At 69.5% G+C, this 16,886-nt stretch carries 12 protein-coding genes and 1 riboswitch; of the genes, 8 read left to right on the top strand and 4 right to left on the bottom strand.

Annotation, left to right across the window (positions count from 1 at the left end; genetic code table 11):
- Positions 1-9: 9 nt before the first annotated feature.
- Positions 10-1,389, bottom strand: coding sequence for a cysteine--tRNA ligase (gene cysS / locus AC07PU_RS12480; RefSeq protein ID WP_296792976.1), 1,380 nt, complete (start codon positions 1,387-1,389; stop codon positions 10-12).
- 251 nt (positions 1,390-1,640) lie between these two features.
- Between cysS and AC07PU_RS12475 the strand changes: the two genes are divergently transcribed.
- The 5 genes from AC07PU_RS12475 to AC07PU_RS12455 all read left to right on the top strand — a co-directional run bounded on the left by AC07PU_RS12475 (position 1,641) and on the right by AC07PU_RS12455 (position 5,115).
- The gene (locus AC07PU_RS12475; RefSeq protein WP_093344301.1) at positions 1,641-2,231 is read left to right on the top strand and encodes a tetratricopeptide repeat protein; all 591 of its coding nucleotides are present in this window, start codon (positions 1,641-1,643) and stop codon (positions 2,229-2,231) included.
- Between the two features lie 119 nt (positions 2,232-2,350).
- Positions 2,351-2,938, top strand: a complete 588-nt coding sequence (locus AC07PU_RS12470) for a peptidylprolyl isomerase (protein WP_093344303.1) — start codon at positions 2,351-2,353, stop codon at positions 2,936-2,938.
- Positions 2,939-2,980: 42 nt separating this feature from the next.
- Positions 2,981-3,493, top strand: coding sequence for a peptidylprolyl isomerase (locus AC07PU_RS12465; RefSeq protein WP_093344304.1), 513 nt, complete (start codon positions 2,981-2,983; stop codon positions 3,491-3,493).
- Between the two features lie 19 nt (positions 3,494-3,512).
- Positions 3,513-4,295, top strand: coding sequence for a UDP-2,3-diacylglucosamine diphosphatase (locus tag AC07PU_RS12460; protein ID WP_495317815.1), 783 nt, complete (start codon positions 3,513-3,515; stop codon positions 4,293-4,295).
- 13 nt (positions 4,296-4,308) lie between these two features.
- Positions 4,309-5,115 (top strand): M90 family metallopeptidase, encoded by an 807-nt coding sequence (locus tag AC07PU_RS12455; RefSeq protein WP_495317813.1) that lies wholly within the window; start codon positions 4,309-4,311, stop codon positions 5,113-5,115.
- Here AC07PU_RS12455 and AC07PU_RS12450 read toward each other — a convergent pair.
- The 3 genes from AC07PU_RS12450 to AC07PU_RS12440 form a co-directional block, all read right to left on the bottom strand.
- Complete coding sequence (locus AC07PU_RS12450) at positions 5,112-6,407, bottom strand: flavin-dependent oxidoreductase (protein ID WP_495317811.1); 1,296 nt, start codon at positions 6,405-6,407, stop codon at positions 5,112-5,114. The genes AC07PU_RS12455 and AC07PU_RS12450 overlap by 4 nt on opposite strands.
- A 103-nt stretch (positions 6,408-6,510) precedes the next feature.
- On the bottom strand, positions 6,511-9,381 hold the full coding sequence (locus AC07PU_RS12445; RefSeq protein WP_495317809.1) for a DUF349 domain-containing protein: 2,871 nt from the start codon (positions 9,379-9,381) through the stop codon (positions 6,511-6,513).
- Positions 9,382-9,612: 231 nt separating this feature from the next.
- Complete coding sequence (locus AC07PU_RS12440; RefSeq protein ID WP_495318295.1) at positions 9,613-13,479, bottom strand: DUF748 domain-containing protein; 3,867 nt, start codon at positions 13,477-13,479, stop codon at positions 9,613-9,615.
- A 601-nt stretch (positions 13,480-14,080) separates the two neighbouring features.
- Here AC07PU_RS12440 and AC07PU_RS12435 point away from each other — a divergent pair.
- The 3 genes from AC07PU_RS12435 (at position 14,081) to nrdR (ending at position 16,880) form a co-directional block, all read left to right on the top strand.
- On the top strand, positions 14,081-14,947 hold the full coding sequence (locus tag AC07PU_RS12435; RefSeq protein WP_495317807.1) for a lytic transglycosylase domain-containing protein: 867 nt from the start codon (positions 14,081-14,083) through the stop codon (positions 14,945-14,947).
- Positions 14,948-14,991: 44 nt separating this feature from the next.
- Positions 14,992-15,126, top strand: a riboswitch (ZMP/ZTP riboswitch).
- Positions 15,127-15,167: 41 nt separating this feature from the next.
- Positions 15,168-16,412, top strand: a complete 1,245-nt coding sequence (glyA, locus tag AC07PU_RS12430) for a serine hydroxymethyltransferase (RefSeq protein WP_093344314.1) — start codon at positions 15,168-15,170, stop codon at positions 16,410-16,412.
- A gap of 24 nt (positions 16,413-16,436) precedes the next feature.
- Positions 16,437-16,880: a transcriptional regulator NrdR gene (nrdR, locus tag AC07PU_RS12425; protein WP_057594475.1), complete on the top strand. Its 444-nt coding sequence runs from the start codon at positions 16,437-16,439 to the stop codon at positions 16,878-16,880.
- Positions 16,881-16,886 lie beyond the last annotated feature (6 nt).

The following is a 16,886-nucleotide window of genomic DNA, read 5'->3' as shown; positions in this document are numbered from 1 at the left end:
TCGTTCCGTTCACTGGGCAACGGCCCAGGTGGTGCCGGTGGGCGAGTCCTTGAGCACGATGCCCTGGTCGAGCAGCTCCTTGCGGATGCGGTCGGCCTCGGCGAAGTTCTTCGCGGCCTTGGCATCGGCACGCTGTGCGATCAGCACCTGGATGGCCGCGTCGTCGAGCGCGCTGCCCGCCTGCAGGAAGGCCTGGGGGCTGTCCTGCAGCAGGCCGAGCACGCCGCCCAGCGCCTTGAGCAGGCCCGCGCTCTCGGCCGAGCGCGTGCGGTTGACCTCGCCAGCGAGTTCGAACAGCACGGCGATCGCCTCGGGCGTGCCGAAGTCCTCGTCCATCGCGGCCTTGAAGCGCGCCGCGTGCGGCTGCGTCCAGTCGATCGCCACGCTCGCTGGCGCCACCGCGTCGAGCGCGGTGTAGAGACGCTTGAGCGAATTGCGCGCATCGTCGAGATGCACGTTGCTGTAGTTCAGCGGGCTGCGGTAGTGCGTGCGCGCGACGAAGAAGCGGATGGTCTCGGCGTCGTACTTCTTGAGCACGTCGCGGATCAGGAAGAAGTTGCCCAGGCTCTTGGACATCTTCTCGTCGTCGACGTTGATGAAGCCGTTGTGCATCCAGGTGCGCGCGAACGGCGCCTGGCCTGTCGCGCCTTCGGATTGCGCGATCTCGTTCTCGTGGTGCGGGAACTGCAGGTCGGCGCCGCCGCCGTGGATGTCGAAGCGTTCGCCCAGCAGGTCGCAGGCCATGGCCGAGCATTCGATGTGCCAGCCCGGCCTGCCGGGGCCGAACTCGCTGGCCCACTTCACCTCGTCGGGCTCGCTGGGCTTGGCGCTCTTCCAGAGCACCGGGTCGAGCGGATCGTCCTTGCCGTCGAGCACGGCCACGCGCTCGCCCGCATGCAGCTCGTCGAGCGACTTGCCGCTGAGCTTGCCGTAGCCGGGGAACTTGCGCACCGCGTAGTTCACGTCGCCGTTGGGCGCGCGGTAGGCCAGGCCCTTCTGCTCGAGCGTGCCGATCATCGACAGCATCTGCGGAATGAATTCGGTGGCGCGCGGCTCGTGCGTGGGGCGCTCGATGCCAAGCGCATCGGCGTCCTCGTGCAGCGCATCGATCATGCGGTCGGTCAGCGCGCGGATGCTCTCGCCGTTCTCGACCGCGCGGCGGATGATCTTGTCGTCGATGTCGGTGATGTTGCGCACGTAGGTCACGGCGAAGCCGCTGGTCTTGAGCCAGCGCTGGACCACGTCGAAGGCGATCATCGAGCGCGCATGGCCCAGGTGGCAGAAGTCGTAGACCGTCATGCCGCAGACGTACATGCGCACCTGACCGGGCCGCAAAGGGGAGAACTCCTCCAGTTCACGCGAAAGCGTGTTGTAGATGCGCAGACTCATGAGATTCGGAAAGCGTCGTGTCGCGCTCGTGCGATGCGGGCGAACGACGGTGTTTTCAGGGGTGATGGGGCTGTGGCGACGAGGCGGCTGGACAGGGCCCCTCGGCTACAATGCCGGGCAGTATAAACGGCTGCCGCCGAGTCTTCTTCCGGGTGTTTTCGAGCCCTTGCGCAGCGCAAGGCTTGCTCCCGACCCGGCTCCACCCCGCCCCCAATTCCGCAGCATTCGTGCCGCACTTTTGCAGAGGCTTCATGAAGAACGCCGTGTTTCCCAGACTTTCGATCGCCATCGCCCTGCTGTTCGGCCTGTGGGCCTCCGCGGCCCAGGCCAACGACTACGACGACGTCAACCTGCTGCTGCGCCAGGGCAAATCGAACGAGGCGCTGGCCAAGGCCGACACCTACATCGCCGGCAAGCCGCGCGATCCGCAGATGCGCTTCCTGCGCGGCGTGATCCTCACCGAGCAGGGCAAGAAGGACGAGGCCGTCAAGACCTTCACCCAGCTCACGCAGGACTTCCCCGAACTGCCGGAGCCCTACAACAACCTCGCGGCGCTCTATGCCTCGCAGAGCCAGTTCGACAAGGCGCGCGATGCGCTCGAGACCGCGCTCAAGCTCAACCCCAACTACGCCACGGCCGAGGAAAACCTCGGCGACGTGTATGCGCGCCTGGCTGCTCAGTCCTACACCAAGGCGCAGCGCTTCGCGACCACCAACACCAGCGTCGCGCCGAAGCTGGAACTGATCCGCCAGATCTTCACGCCGAAGACCGAGGCCGACGCGGCCGCACTGCCCGGCGCCGCGCCCGTGGTGCGCAAGCCGGTGGGTCGCACCAGCAAGTAGGCGGCGAAAGCCAGCCGCTCGCACGCACCCGCGCAGCCGCACGCCGGAACGTTTGCCGCAGGCTCGCGCTCTCACGGCCAGCCTTCATCCTTTTCATCCCTCGGACACGGAGCTCTTCCTTGACGATCCAAGCCCTCTCCCGTTTCAGCCGCCGCGGCGCCCTCGTGCTCGCGGCCACCCTCGCCATCGCCGCCACGGCCCATGCCCAGGCGCAGCAGCGCGTGAAGCTCGCGACCTCGGCCGGCGACATCGTGGTCGAGCTCGATGCGGCCAAGGCGCCGAAGACGGTCGAGAACTTCCTGCAGTACGTCAAGGACAAGCACTACGACGGCACCGTCTTCCACCGCGTGATCGACGGCTTCATGATCCAGGGCGGCGGCTTCACGGCCGACCTGCAGCAGAAGCCCACGCGCGCGCCGATCCCGCTCGAGGCGAGCAACGGCCTGAAGAACGACAAGTACACGATCGCCATGGCGCGCACCGGCAACCCGAACTCGGCCACCTCGCAGTTCTTCATCAACGTGAAGAACAACGACTCGCTCAACGCCCCCAACCCCGACGGCTACGGCTATACGGTGTTCGGCAAGGTGGTGGCGGGCACCGACGTGGTCGACAAGATCCGCGGCGTCGCCACCGGCAACAAGAACGGCATGCAGAACGTGCCGGTCACGCCCGTCGTGATCCAGTCCGCCACCCTGGCGAAGTAAGCCGGCCCCGCCAGGCATCCACCCCTTTCAAGGAGCATCAGCATGAGCAATCCCCAAGTCGACCTGCATATCCAGAACCTCGGCGTCATCACGCTCGAACTCGACGCCGCGAAGGCGCCGAAGTCGGCCGCCAACTTCATCGAGTACGTGAAGAAGGGCCACTACGACAACACGGTGTTCCACCGCGTGATCCCCGGCTTCATGGTGCAAGGCGGCGGTTTCGAACCCGGCATGAAGCAGAAGCCCACCGGCGCCGAGATCGAGAACGAAGCCAACAACGGCCTCAAGAACGATGTCTACACCGTCGCCATGGCCCGCACCAGCGCGCCGCACTCGGCCACCGCGCAGTTCTTCATCAACGTGGCCGACAACGGCTTCCTCAACCACACCGCGCCCTCGGCCCAGGGCTGGGGCTACGCCGTGTTCGGCAAGGTGGTCAAGGGCACCGAGGTGGTCGACAAGATCAAGGCCGTGAAGACCGGCCGCAAGGGCTTCCATGACGACGTGCCGCTCGAGGACGTCGTGATCGAGAAGGCCGTCGTCGTCGGCGAATGACGGCACGGCCGACGGCGGCATGAACACGGCAGCCACGCCTCCCGCGGCCTTCGCGGAACTGGTGGCGCCTGCCGCATGGCGCACCGTCGACCTGATCTCCGACCTGCACCTGCAGGCCGGCGAGCCCGCCACCTTCGAGGCCTGGCGCGGCTATCTCGAGACCACGCCGGCCGACGCGCTGGTGATCCTCGGCGACCTGTTCGAAGTCTGGGTCGGCGACGACGCGGCCGCCGAGCCGGGCTTCGAGGCCCAGTGCGCCGAGCTGCTGCGCCACACGGCCGCGCGGCTGCCGGTGTTCTTCATGCACGGCAACCGCGACTTCCTCGTCGGCGCCGCGCTCGCCGCCCGGAGTGGCCTCACGCTGCTCGACGATCCCACGGTGCTGGTGCTGCACGGCGAACGCTGGCTGCTGAGCCATGGCGACGCGCTGTGCCTGGACGACACCGACTACCTGCGCTTCCGCGCCCAGGTGCGCACGCCCGAATGGCAATCGGCCTTTCTCGCGCGCCCGCTCGCCGAGCGCCGCGCCCTCGCACGTGCGATGCGGGTGCAGAGCGAGGACCGCAAGCGCGATCCCTCGGTGGTCTGGGCCGATGTCGATGCCGATGCCGCGCGCGACTGGCTCGCGCGCGCCAATGCACGCACGCTGATCCACGGCCACACGCACCGCCCCGCCGACCACGACCTCGGCGGCGGCCTGCGCCGTCTCGTGCTCAGCGACTGGGATGCCGCCGCGCATCCGCCGCGCGCGCAGCTGCTGTGCCTGTCTCCCGCGGGCGCCCAGCGCGTCGATCTGCGCTAGGGGTTGCCGACGCATGCTCGACTGGCTGCGCCGCCTGCGCCATCCGCGCGCCCTGCCCCCGATTCCCGAAGCCGCCTGGCGGGCCACGCTCGCGCGCTATGCCTTCCTGGCCGAGCGCCCGGCCGCCGACGTCGAGCGGCTGCGCGCGCTCACGGCGCAGTTCCTGCGCGACAAGCAGTTCCATGGCGCCCAGGGCTTCGTCATCACCGACGAGGTCGCGCTCGCGATCGCGGCGCAGGCCGTGCTGCCGGTGCTGCACCTGCGCGGCGGCCTGGTCTGGTACGACGATTTCGTCGGCATCGTGGTGCATCCCTCCGAGGTGGTCGCCCAGCGCAAGGTGGTCGACGAGGCCTCGGTGGTCCACGAGTACGAGGAAGTGGTGGCCGGCGAAGCCATGGACCATGGCCCGGTGATGCTGAGCTGGCAGGACGTGCTGGCCAGCGGCGTCACCAGCGAGGGCGGCTACAACGTCGTGATCCACGAATTCGCCCACAAGATCGACATGCGCGGTGGCGATGCCGATGGCTGCCCGCCGCTGCCGCCGGGCTTCGCGGGCAGCCGCACTGCGCGCGAGGCCCGCGCGGCCTGGCTCGGTGTGCTGCAGCCCGCCTACGAGGCCTTCCGCGAGCAGACCATCATGGCCGAGCGCTTCGGCGCCGAGCCGCCCTGGCTCGACGACTATGGCGCGACCTCGATCGGCGAATTCTTCGCGGTGGCCTGCGAGGCCTACTTCGTGAACCGCGCGAACTTCGGGCGCGATTTTCCGGGCGTGCTCGAACTCTTCGACCGTTTCTTCGGCCCGTCGCCGAGCAGAAGCTAGACGACGACCCGCGCGCCCGGCGCGATCGTCGACGGCGCCGCGTTGAGGGTCTCGATCGCGAAGCCGGCCGCGGCCTTGTAGCGCGCCATGTAGGCCTCGCGCTCCGCCGCCGGAATGACCTGCTCGATGTCGTCGAACACGCCGCCGCAGCGCTCGTCGACCAGGCCCAGCAGGCCGAACGGCCCGGCACCGCGGTTGCGCAGCACCAGCGCCGAGATGTCGGCGCACAGACGCTCGTCGTAGGCGCGCAGCGCCGCCGGCGTCACGCCGTGCGAGAGCATGGAAGCGCCGAGCACGCGCGCATCGACGATGGCCTGGCTCGCGCCGTTGGAGCCCACCGGGTACATGACGTGCGCGGCATCGCCGAGCAGCGCGACATGGCCGTCGACCCAGGTCGACACCGGGTCGCGGTCGATCATCGGGTATTCGAAGACCTCCTTCGCGCCGCGCAGCATCGAGGGCACGTCGAGCCAGCCGAAGTCCCAGCCCTCGAAGTGGTGGGCGAAGTCGCTCAGTTCGACGCGCCGGTTCCAGTCGCCCTGCGTCCAGCCCTCGGCGTTGTCGACCGTGATCTCGGCGATCCAGTTGATGGTGGCCAGGCCCGTGGCGGGATCGGCCGGCGAGATCGGATAGAGCACCACGCGGTGCCGCAGCGAGCCAACGCCGACAAAGGACGCACCGCTGCGCACCGGCACGCCCGGCGTGGTGCCGCGCCACATGATGGCGCCGCCCCACTGGATCGGCGGCTGCTGCGGATGCATCTGCGCGCGCACGGCCGAATGCAGGCCGTCGGCCGCCACCAGCAGGCGGCCCTCGACCTCGCTGCGTTGGCCGTCGCGCGACTCGATCAATGCGGTGACGCCGTGCTCGCCGTTGCGGTAGCCCGCGACCCGCTGGCCGAGCTGGATGGCATCGGGCCCGAGCCGCTCGAGCGCCGTGCGGTACAGCAGCATCTGCAGCTCGCCGCGATGCAGCGAGTACTGCGGCCAGCGGTAGCCCGCGCGCAGGCCGCGCGGCTCGGCATAGACCTCGTTGCCGTTGCGCCCGACCAGCGCCCATTCGCGCGCCTGGATGCCGATGCGGTCGAGCACGTCGTTGCCGATGCCGAGCTCGTGCAGCTCGCGCACTGCGTTGGGCTGCAGGTTGATGCCCACGCCCAGCGGTTGCAGCGCGGGCACCGCCTCGAACACACGACAGGGCACACCGATCTGGTGCAGGGTCAGCGCGAGCGAAAGGCCGCCGATGCCGCCACCGGCGATCAGTACGGGGGAAACGTCGGGTGTGGGAGCCATGCGGCGATCGTCGGAAGTCGAAAAAAGGAGGGGCCGCACGAGGCGGCCCGAGGAATGCCGGGCTCGCCACGGGCGCTCGGGCCCGCGGCGGCGCGTCGGTCTCTTACTTGCGCAGCAGCGCCTTCAGCGCGTTCTGCAGGCGGCGCGCGCTGGTCGCGTCGTGCGCCGCCGCCAGCACTTTGCCGGCGTCCTGGCCCCAGGTCTGGGCCGGCGCCGGATCGCCGCGCTTGGTCAGCAGCTTGAGCTGCAGCGCACGGCGCGCCTCGAGCTGCTCGGCGGGCGTGGGCACCTCGGCGGCCATTTCGAGGCGCAGCAGCGCTTCGGCGGCCTCGTCGGCCCGCGCGGCCGGCGAAGCACCGATCGCCTGCGACCAGCTGCTGCGCACCGCGGGAGTGACCGCGCGGCCAAGCTCCTGCACGCTCGGCAGGCGTGCGGCATCGCGCTGCTCCCAGGCGCCGAGCACCTGGGTCAGGGCTTCGCCATGGGCCTGTGCCGCCAGCTTGCGCAGCGCCATGTCGGCGCGCTCGAGCGCCTCGCGCTGGGCGCGGAAGGCGGTGTCGCCCAGGCGAGGACCGCGGTCCTCGCGCGGCGGGTAGTCGCCGAAGCGGCCGCCCGGTGCGCCACGGTCGCCACCGCGATCGCCGCGGCCATCGGGACGCGGACCACCGCGGTCGCCGCCCGGACGGCCAGGGCCGCCGGGACCGCCGGGTCCGCGCCGGTCGCCGAAGCGGCCGCCGCCGCGGGCCGCGGGTGCCGCGGGTTCGGACTTGCGGTTGCCCGGACGGTCGTCGCCGCGCACGGCCACCACCGGACGGGGCGCGGGCTTCGGCGGCGCGGCCGGTGCCGGGGGTTCGGCAGCGGCGGCTTCGCCGGCATCGTGCGCTTCGCTGTCGGCGCGCGCCGAGGCGTCGGCGCCATCGGCCGGTGCCACGAGGTCGGGCGTGGCGGCGGATTCATGGGCCGGCACGGCCGCGGGCGAAGCCTCGGCATCGCTGGGCGACGGCGCCTGCTCGGCGCTCTCGCCGAATTCGGCGGCGGCCTGGTCCGGTCCCGACACCTCGGTTGCACCGACCGAGGGGCCGTCGCCCGATGCCGCGCGCTGCGGCGCCGGCGCCGGAGGCGGCACCTCGCCGCGCAGCGCGCCTTCGAGCTGGGCGATGGCGCTGCGGATCTTCTGCGCGTCGCCGCTGGCATTGGCCGCGTCGAGCGCCTTCGAGGCATTGAGCACATGGCGGTCGCGGTCGCTCATCGCGGCCGAGGCCTTCTCGCGTTCGGCCGACTTACGGTTGAAGGCTTCGTCGATGGGCGCGCGGAACGCGTCCCAGAGCTTCTGTTCCTGACGGCGGTCGAGCGGCACGCCCTGCGCCTCGGCCTGCCAGCGCTGCTGCAGCGCCTTGACGGCATCGATGCGCAGCACGGGCTGGGCGCCCAGCTCGGTGGCCTCGGCGATCATGGCCTGGCGGCGTTCGATGCTGGCCTTCTGCGCGGTCTCGAACGGCGCGCGGGCGGCACCGAAGGCTTCGTTCCACTGCGGCTGCAGCTCGGCGAACACCTTCTCGCCCACGTGGCCGGCATCGCGCCAGCGGTCGGCGAACTGGTGCAGCGCGCGGTTGTGCGCCTTCAGGTCGGTGGCGCCCGCATGCTCGGCGGCCCAGGCCTTGACCTCCTCGATCAGGGCCACGCGCAGCGCGCGGTGTTCGGCCGCGTCGGCACGCACCTTCTCGAGCCAGGCCTCGACCACCTTGTGGGCCTCGTTGCAGGCCTCGTCGAAACGCTTCCACAGCGCGTGGTTGGGCACGCCGCCCTGGTCGGCCTGCTTCCACTGGTCGCGCAGCGCGCGCAGGGTTTCCTGCATCTTGCGGCCACCCAGCGCCTGGCCTTCGGGGCGCTTGAGCAGGCCTTCGGCCTTGGCCACGAGGTCTTCACGGACCTTGTCGGCGCTCCAGCGCTGCCAGCCTTCGAGTTCGCCAGCCGCGACCAGCGCGGCATGCACGCGCGCCTCGAGCGGGGCCTCGACCAGCTTGCCGTGTTCCTTCAGCACCGCGCGCAGCGCGGCGGCGGCGCCGGCGCTGGCCTTGCCATGGCCCTCGGCGGTTTCCTGTTCGAGCTTGGCCAGCGCGGCCTGCACGGCATCCTGCGCGGCGGCGCGCACCGCGGGATCGACCTTGGGGGCCGGCGGACGCGCGGGTGCCGCGGCCTTGGGCGCGACGGCCTCGCCGCGCGCGGCACGCAGTTCGTCGGCCCAGACGGGCACCGGCGGCAGCGGCGCGGCGGCATCGGCGGCGGCGGCAATGGCCTGCGCCAGCGCGCTGTGGAAGGCGTCGGACACGACGAGCAGCTGTGCTTTCGACGACTCGAGCTGCGGCGCGAACTTGGCGTCGAGGCTGGTCCAGTTGGCGTCGGCGACGATGTCGGCGGCCTGTTGCTGCCAGTGGGTGACGTCGGTGCGCAGCGATTCCTCGGCGACCTGGGCGTCCTGCCAGCCCTTGGTGGACAGCACCTCGAAGCGCTGCGCCAGCAGCACGGCGGCCTCGCGGTGGACCTGGGCGCGGTGCTGCAGGTCCTCGATGCCCTTGATGCGCTCGGCCAGCCGCACCTTGAAGCCGGCCAGCGGCTCGCGCGACAGCGGCGCGCCGGCCTTGGCGGCATCGCGCTGCCAGGCGAGCGCGTCGGCGATGTTGAGCTTGGACTGGCCCAGCAGCCCCTCGGCCTTCTGGGCCCATTCGGCGGCGATGGCCTCCTGCCCCTTGGCGCGCTTGAGCTCGTCGAGTTTCTCGCGCAGCAGGCGGGCGGCACCCTTGTCGCGGCCGCTCAACTCCTTGAAGACTTCCTGCATCTGCTCGGGTGCCGGGTTGCTCGCGAGCCAGTCGCGGATGCGCGAGGCACGCTCGCCCGAGGTCGGCGCGGTGAAGGCGCCGCCGGTCAGCGAATCGAGGGCCTGAAGGTCGTGTGGCTTGGAAGAATTAGAGGTCACGTGCGCGAGATCGTTGTCTGAAGAGAGAAAGCGAAGGCGCCGGCAGAGGCCGGCGCAGACCGCCATTTTGACCCACTTGCCGCGCGCCGTCGAAATCCACCTTGCGGCGCGGCCCGGCGATGCGGCGAAACGACGCCTGGATCGGTCGCGCCGCAGGGGGAAACGGTGCCTGCATATATAGCAGTGCCCCGTGAAAAACCAAGGGGCGCCGCGCGGCGCCCCTTTCGATGCTCAGCGCATCGCGAGCTTGAGCTCGGCGCCCGGCTTCCAGTCGTCGCCGCTGGCCGTGGTGCGCACCGCGCCGAGGAACAGGCGCTCGCTCGTGAGCTTCTGCGACAGCAGATAGTCGCGCACGGCGGCGCCGCGCGCCACCGCCAACTGGCGCATCGACTCCTCGTCGACCGGCACGCTCGCGAGCAGCAGGTTCTCCATCTCCTTGAGCGGCAGGTCCTTGGCCAGGCCGACCATGTTGCGCGGCTTGGTGATGTCGGCGCGCTTGTAGACGGCGGTCAGCAGCTCGGGGTACTCGGCGTCGGTGACCGGCGGCACGTCGGTGCCGGCCTGGCCGCCGCGCACCACGGCACGGCGCTTCTCGGCCAAGGTCATCTGGCGCAGGCGCTGGCGCTGGTAGGCATCGCGCTCCTTCTCGAGGCTGGCGGTGCCGATCACGGTCATCTCGAGCGTCGGCCGCTCGGCCAGTGCCTTCACGACCTTGTCGAGGCTTTCCTTGGACGAGACGCTCAGCTCGGAGCTGCCGGGCTCGAAGGTGATGGTGCTCGACTCGCTGCTGCCGCCGCCGCCCAGGCCGCCGGTCAGCAGGCTGAACGGCGCGGTCACGGCCTTCACGATCAGGTTGACCACCGCCTTGAAGATCAGCGGCCCGATGCTGAACTGCGGGTCGTTGAGCGAGCCACGCAGCGGCAGGTCGACGTCGATCACGCCGTTGCGGTCGGCCAGCAGCGCCACCGCGAGCTTGACCGGCAGGCTGTTGGGCGCGCCGGCGACCTCCTCGCCGAACTGCAACTGGTTGAGCACCAGCTTGTTGGTGGCGGTGAGCTGGCCGTCGGGCGCGATCTTGTAGTTGACGTCCATGCTCATCTTGCCGCGCTCGATACCGTGGCCGGCGTAGCGCACCGAGTACGGCGACAGCGGCGCGAGGTCCAGGTCGCGCATCTTCGCGGTGATGTCGAGCTCGAGCGGCTTGGCCAGCGGATTGAGCTTGCCGGTGATCTCGAGCGCCGCGGTCTGCTGCGCCTTGCCGCGCAGCTCGAGCTCGGCCAGCGCCGGCCGGCCGCCCTGCCCGTTCGGCGGATTCGACGAGAAGGAGCTGAGCTTGCCGGTCAGCTCGCTGAGGTCGGCCGAGTAGTTGGGCTTGACGAACAGGTCGGTGAAGTCGATCTTGCCGTTGACCAGGCTCATCGGGCCGAAGTTGATGACCGGCGCCGGGCCGCCGGCGGCCGGCGCGGCCTGGGCCACCGCGGCAGGCGCGGAGGCCGGCTTGGCCGGTTCGGAGGCGCCGCCGACCATCAGCTCGGCCGGCACCGGCGCGCCACCCGCGGGCCGCTCCGGTCCGCGCGTGGTGGTGGTCGTGCCGCCCAGGCTGCGGCGCGAACGGGTTTCGACGGCCGCGGCCGTGGCCGCGTTGGCCTCGGCTTCGCCCTTCTTGGTCAGGCTCAGCAGGTTGAGCTGGCCGTTCGGATCGACGATCACCCGGGCGAAGAAGTCGGTCAACGTGGTCTCGCGCACGTCGACGGTGGGCGCCGCATTGGGCGCCAGACCCACCTGCAGGCCGCGCAGGCTCAGCGTCTTCCAGCTCAGCAACTGGTTGTTGTTGCGGTCGAAACCCGGCGACTGGGTCAGCGACACGCTGTTGGCGCGGAAGTCGTCGAGCGCGGTGTCGCCCGCCAGCTTGACGGTCATGCCCGCCGGGGCGGTCGCGTAGTTCACGCTGCCGCGGTAGCTGACGAAGGCCCGGCGGATGTCGACGTTGAGCGCGTCGGCGTAGTAGGCCTTGAAGGCATGGGCCGGGAACGAGGCCACCTCGAGCCGGCCTTCGGCGGCCAGCGGCTTGAGCACGATGTGGCCCTTGTAGTCGAAGCGGCCCGGATCGGCGCGGCGGCCCGAGCCGATGCGACCCGACACCTGCAGCGGCGACTTGGTGGCGGTCTCGGGCGCGAGCTTCTCGGCATTGAGCTTGAAGGCCGTGATCTCGACCGCGACCGGCGTGGCGCTGGCCTTGTCGGCGTACGAGAGGCTGCCGTTGTCGACCGCGAACGTGCCGACGGTCAGCGCCCAGGGCTTGGTGTTGGCGCCCGGCGGTGCCGATTCGGGGCCGCTGCCGGCTGGCTTGGGCGCGGCCACCTTGGCCTCGGCTTCGGGCTTGCCGCCCGCGGCGGCCGGCGTCTTGAGCCAGCGCTCGAACATCCAGCGCTTCTCGCTGTCGCGCTCGATGCTGACCTTGGGATTGGTGGCGGTGAACGAGCCCACGGCCAGCGTGTGCTTCACCATGTCGACCTCGGTATCGCGCAACTCGAAGCGGCCGACGCTCGCGAGCGCGGTCTTGGCCTGGGTCAGCGCCAGGTTGTCGGCCGCCACCCGTTTGGCCTTGAAGCGCAGGTCCGGCGGTGCCCAGGCGACGTCGATCTCGCCGCTGAGCTTGCCGTCGAGCGTGGGTTCCAGGCTGTGGGCCAGGTAGGGCGCGGCCAGCGAGAGCGGCAGCGCGTCGACCTCGGTCTGCACGTCGGCCGCCTTGTCGGTGCCGCTGCCCTTGAACTTGAGCGTGGCGCCGCCGACCGCGGTGCTGCCGCTGAACTGGGCCGGCTTCTCCATCGGCCAGGTGAGGGCCGTGACGTCGATGCCGAGTTCGGTGACGTCGATCGCCGCGCCGGGCTGCACGGTCTCGTCGCGCCAGCCGATGCGCCCGCCGCTGAGGGCGACCTTGTCGACCTGAACCTTGAGCGTGGGCTTGGGTGCCGCCGCGCCCGCGGCGCCGCTGGCGGCACTGGCAGATGAAGCGGGCGGTGCCGGCGGCTTGGCCGCGACCACCTTCTCGGTCTGGCCCGTGGCCGGATCGCGCGCCATCAGATTGAGCTGGCCCGAGGCATCGCGCGCCACCACCAGTTGCGGGCTCGCCAGCGCGACCTCGCTGAGGTGGAACACCGATTCGAGCGGCCGCACGTCGGCCAGCGCGAGCTTGAGCGAGTCGAAGGCCAGCAGGTCGCGCCCGCGCGCATCGGCCAGCTTGGCGCCATGCGCCTCGACCGTGCCGGTGACCTTGAGGCCGACCGTGGTGGCCTGCTGGAAGTCGATCTTGAGGTCGGCGTCGAGGCTGCCGGCCTGCAGCTGCACCGGCAGGCCGCCCGGGATGTAGCCCAGGTACGGCGCGAGGTCGAGCCCCTTGAACTGCACGTGGGCGTCGGTCTTGCGGCTGGCGGCGAAGGGCGTGGTCAGCGCGGCCGAGTCGAACTTGCTGCCGTTGAGCGCGAAGGCCAGCTTGGGCTCGGTGTTGACCTCGCGCTGCGAGGCCAGGTTGCTGAGGAACGGCACCTTGAGCACGAAGTCGCGCAGCTCATGGCGGCGCTTGACGGTCTGGTCGTCGAAGTCGACCGCGCCCTCGGTGATCGCGATGTTGTAGATGGCGAAGCGCGCGGGCTCGGCCTTGGGATCGGGCGGCGGGCCGGAGGCCAGCTTGGCCAGGATGTCGTCGATGTCGTACTTGCCGTCGGCTTGGTGGGTCAGCAGGATGGCCGGCGCTTCCACCGTCACCGCATCGATCACGGGCGCGAGCCGGAACAACGACTGCAGCTCGGCATCGGCATAGATGCGCCGCACGGCGACCTGGGTGTTCTTGCCGTCGGCGGTGGCGATGCGCAGGTTGTTGAGCGTGAGCTCGAGGGTCCAGGGCTTGAAGCCGATGCGCTCCACCGTGACCTGACGACCCAGCTTCTCGCTCGCGATCTTCTGCAGCTGGCTCTTGGCGATCGGCGGCACCGCCAGCCAGGCCAGGACCCAAAGGCCCAGAAGCACGAGCAGTGCAACGATCCCGCGTCGCACCCATTTGTTCTTTCTTAAGCTTTGTATCGAGGCGGCAGCATTCATTCGCGCGAGTGTGCCCCAAACAGGCGGCAAGCCAGAAACAAGAAAGCCCGGTGACGCGACGAATGTCATGTCACCGGGCTTGATGGCGGGCATACGACCCATTGCCATCGTTTCGCTCGACCGGAAGTCGATGGTTCCTGTCGTGCTGGCAGCAAGAGATTGCCGCCGTGGATCCTCCGCCGTTCGAGCCCTCGGCTTGCACCGTGACTGCCTGGCTTCGGAAAGCACCTGAAAACCTCAGGCCTGTTCAGCTTAGGCGCCCCTTCCCGGCTTTTCAAACCCGATTTTTCAAGGGATTTCCCTTAAGAAGGATGCGGTCCCGGACACGGATTTGAAACATTTGTTCGACACTTTTAAGAATTAAGACTGAATTCCTTATGCTTGACCGGGTATTTAGCAACGATAGAATCCCGCCTGCTCCGATCGCCCGACGCGACGGAACCACCCTGTATCCGCTGCCGACTCCCCCCGGCTTGATCAGACGGCCGCGCACCTTATCCCCCTGAGCGCGGAATCTGATTGGTACCAATCCAAGCGCCGCTGCCTCCATCCCATCGCCCTTCCCGGCGCTGCGACAGGTGCCGCACAGAAAGGAAGAGCGATGAACAAGGCGTTTGATGCCACGGCCCGCGGGCTGAGGACCTTCGTGTCCGATGTGGCAGACGGCTTTTTTGAAATCACGCACAACGGTTTCGCCCTGCTGGGCCTGGCCATCGTGTTCGCGGTCCTCGCCCTCGTGGCGCGGCCCGACCTGCGCCATCAAGGCGAAGAACAGCTCATGGGCTGGCTGCAGTCGCGCAAACCCGCGCCCGAAGCCACCGACCTCGAGCCGACCGCGATCGAGCGCACGACGGCCGCGAGCCCCGGCGACCTGCCCAAGCAGCAGGCCGCCGTGGCCTACTGGCTCAGCAAGAAGTACCGCGTCGCGGCCGAGCCGCTGAGCGTGCTCGTGGCCGAGGCCTACAACATCGGCAAGCACACCAAGCTCGATCCGACGCTGATCCTCGCGATCATGGCGGTCGAGTCCAGCTTCAACCCGTTCGCGCAGAGCCAGGTCGGCGCGCAGGGGCTGATGCAGGTCATGACCCGCGTGCATGGCGACAAGTACGAGCCGGCCGGCGGCACGCTGACCGCCTTCGACCCCGTGACCAACATGCGGGTCGGCGTGAAGGTGCTGCAGGAATGCATCGCCCGCGCCGGTTCGCTCGAAGGCGGCCTGCGCTACTACGTGGGCGCGGCCAACCTCGAGGACGACGGTGGCTATGCCGGCAAGGTGATGGCCGAGCGCGAGCGCCTGCTGCAGGTGGCCAGCGGCCGCGCGCCCTCGCCGTTCGCGCCGACGCCGCCGGTGCTGCGCCCGCAGCCGCTGCTCCTGCCGGTGGTGGCCCCGGCCAAGCCCGACGAGGCGACCGAGCCGGCCAACGGCCCCACGCCGCCCAAGGTGGCGCTGCTGTCGGCCGTGTCCTGAATCTCCTTTCGCCCGCCGCCGGGCCGGTCCGATCCGCTACACTCGACCGGGTACGCGACTGGCGATAGGCGCGGTGCCGACAAGGCACCCGCGCTGACGTGGACTACCACTGGGAAGCGTACCGCCTGCGACGTCGCTCCAGACGCGCAGGCGATCAGCCGTTCGCCTGGGCAGCCCTTGTTTGGTTGAAGAACAAGGACCTCGTCTTCAAAGGACTGCCATGTACCAACGCAACATCCTGGTCGAACAGACCGATCCCGAAATCTGGGCTGCCATCCAGGCCGAAAACGCGCGCCAGGAACACCACATCGAGCTGATCGCGAGCGAGAACTACGCCTCGCCGGCCGTCATGGCCGCGCAAGGCTCGCAGCTCACCAACAAGTACGCCGAGGGCTACCCGGGCAAGCGCTACTACGGCGGCTGCGAGCACGTCGACGTGGCCGAGCAGCTGGCCATCGACCGCGTGAAGCAGATCTTCGGCGCCGAGGCGGCCAACGTGCAGCCCCATTGCGGCGCCTCGGCCAACGAGGCCGTGCTGCTGGCCTTCCTGAAGCCCGGCGACACCATCATGGGCATGAGCCTGGCCGAAGGCGGCCACCTGACCCACGGCATGCCGCTCAACATGAGCGGCAAGTGGTTCAACGTGGTGAGCTACGGCCTGGACGCCAACGAAGCCATCGACTACGACGCGATGGAACGCAAGGCGCACGAGCACCAGCCCAAGCTGATCATCGCGGGCGCCTCGGCCTACTCGCTGCGCATCGATTTCGAGCGCTTCGCCAAGGTGGCCAAGGACGTCGGCGCGATCTTCATGGTCGACATCGCCCACTACGCCGGCCTGGTGGCCGCGGGCGTCTACCCGAACCCGGTGCCGCACGCCGACATCGTGACCTCGACCACCCACAAGAGCCTGCGCGGCCCGCGCGGCGGCATCATCCTGATGAAGTCGCAGCACGAGAAGGCGATCAACAGCGCGATCTTCCCGGGCCTGCAAGGCGGCCCGCTGATGCACGTGATCGCCGCCAAGGCGGTGGCCTTCAAGGAAGCGCTGTCGCCCGAGTTCAAGGCCTACCAGCAACAGGTGGTCAAGAACGCCCAGATCGTGGCCGAAACGCTCACGCAGCGCGGCCTGCGCATCGTGAGCGGACGCACCGAAAGCCACGTGATGCTGGTCGACCTGCGCGCCAAGGGCATCACCGGCAAGGAAGCTGAGGCCGTGCTGGGCAGCGCCCACATGACCATCAACAAGAACGCGATCCCCAACGACCCCGAGAAGCCGATGGTGACCAGCGGCGTGCGTGTCGGCACGCCGGCCATGACCACGCGCGGCTTCAAAGACGAAGAGGCCCGCATCACCGCGAACCTGATCGCCGACGTGCTCGAGAACCCGCGCGATGCCGCGAACATCGACGCCGTGCGCGCCAAGGTCCACGCGCTGACCAGCCGCTTCCCGGTCTACCGCTGACCTCGAAGAAGAAGCCCTGACCGCATGAAATGCCCTTTTTGCGGTCATCTCGAAACGCAGGTCGTCGAGACCCGCGTTTCGGAAGACGCCGACTTCGTTCGCAGGCGCCGCCAGTGCGGTGCCTGCGACAAGCGCTTCACCACCTACGAGCGCCCCGACGTCAATTTCCCGGTCGTCGTGAAGAAGGACGGCAGCCGCGCCGACTTCGACTCGACCAAGGTCCGCGCCTCGATGATGCTGGCGCTGCGCAAGCGGCCGGTGAGCATCGAGCAGATCGACAACGCGCTGCTGCGCATCGAACAGAAGCTGCTCGCCAGCGGCCTGCGCGAAATCGAGTCGACCAAGGTCGGCGAACTCGTGATGCGCGAACTCAAGAAGCTCGACAAGGTGGCCTACGTGCGCTTCGCCTCGGTCTATCGCAGCTTCGAGGACGTGGACGAGTTCCGGCAGCTGCTGCGCGACATCTGAGCCACG

This window comes from Variovorax sp. GW821-FHT10D07, assembly GCF_059415325.1.
This window is presented reverse-complemented; position numbering and strand designations above follow the sequence as displayed.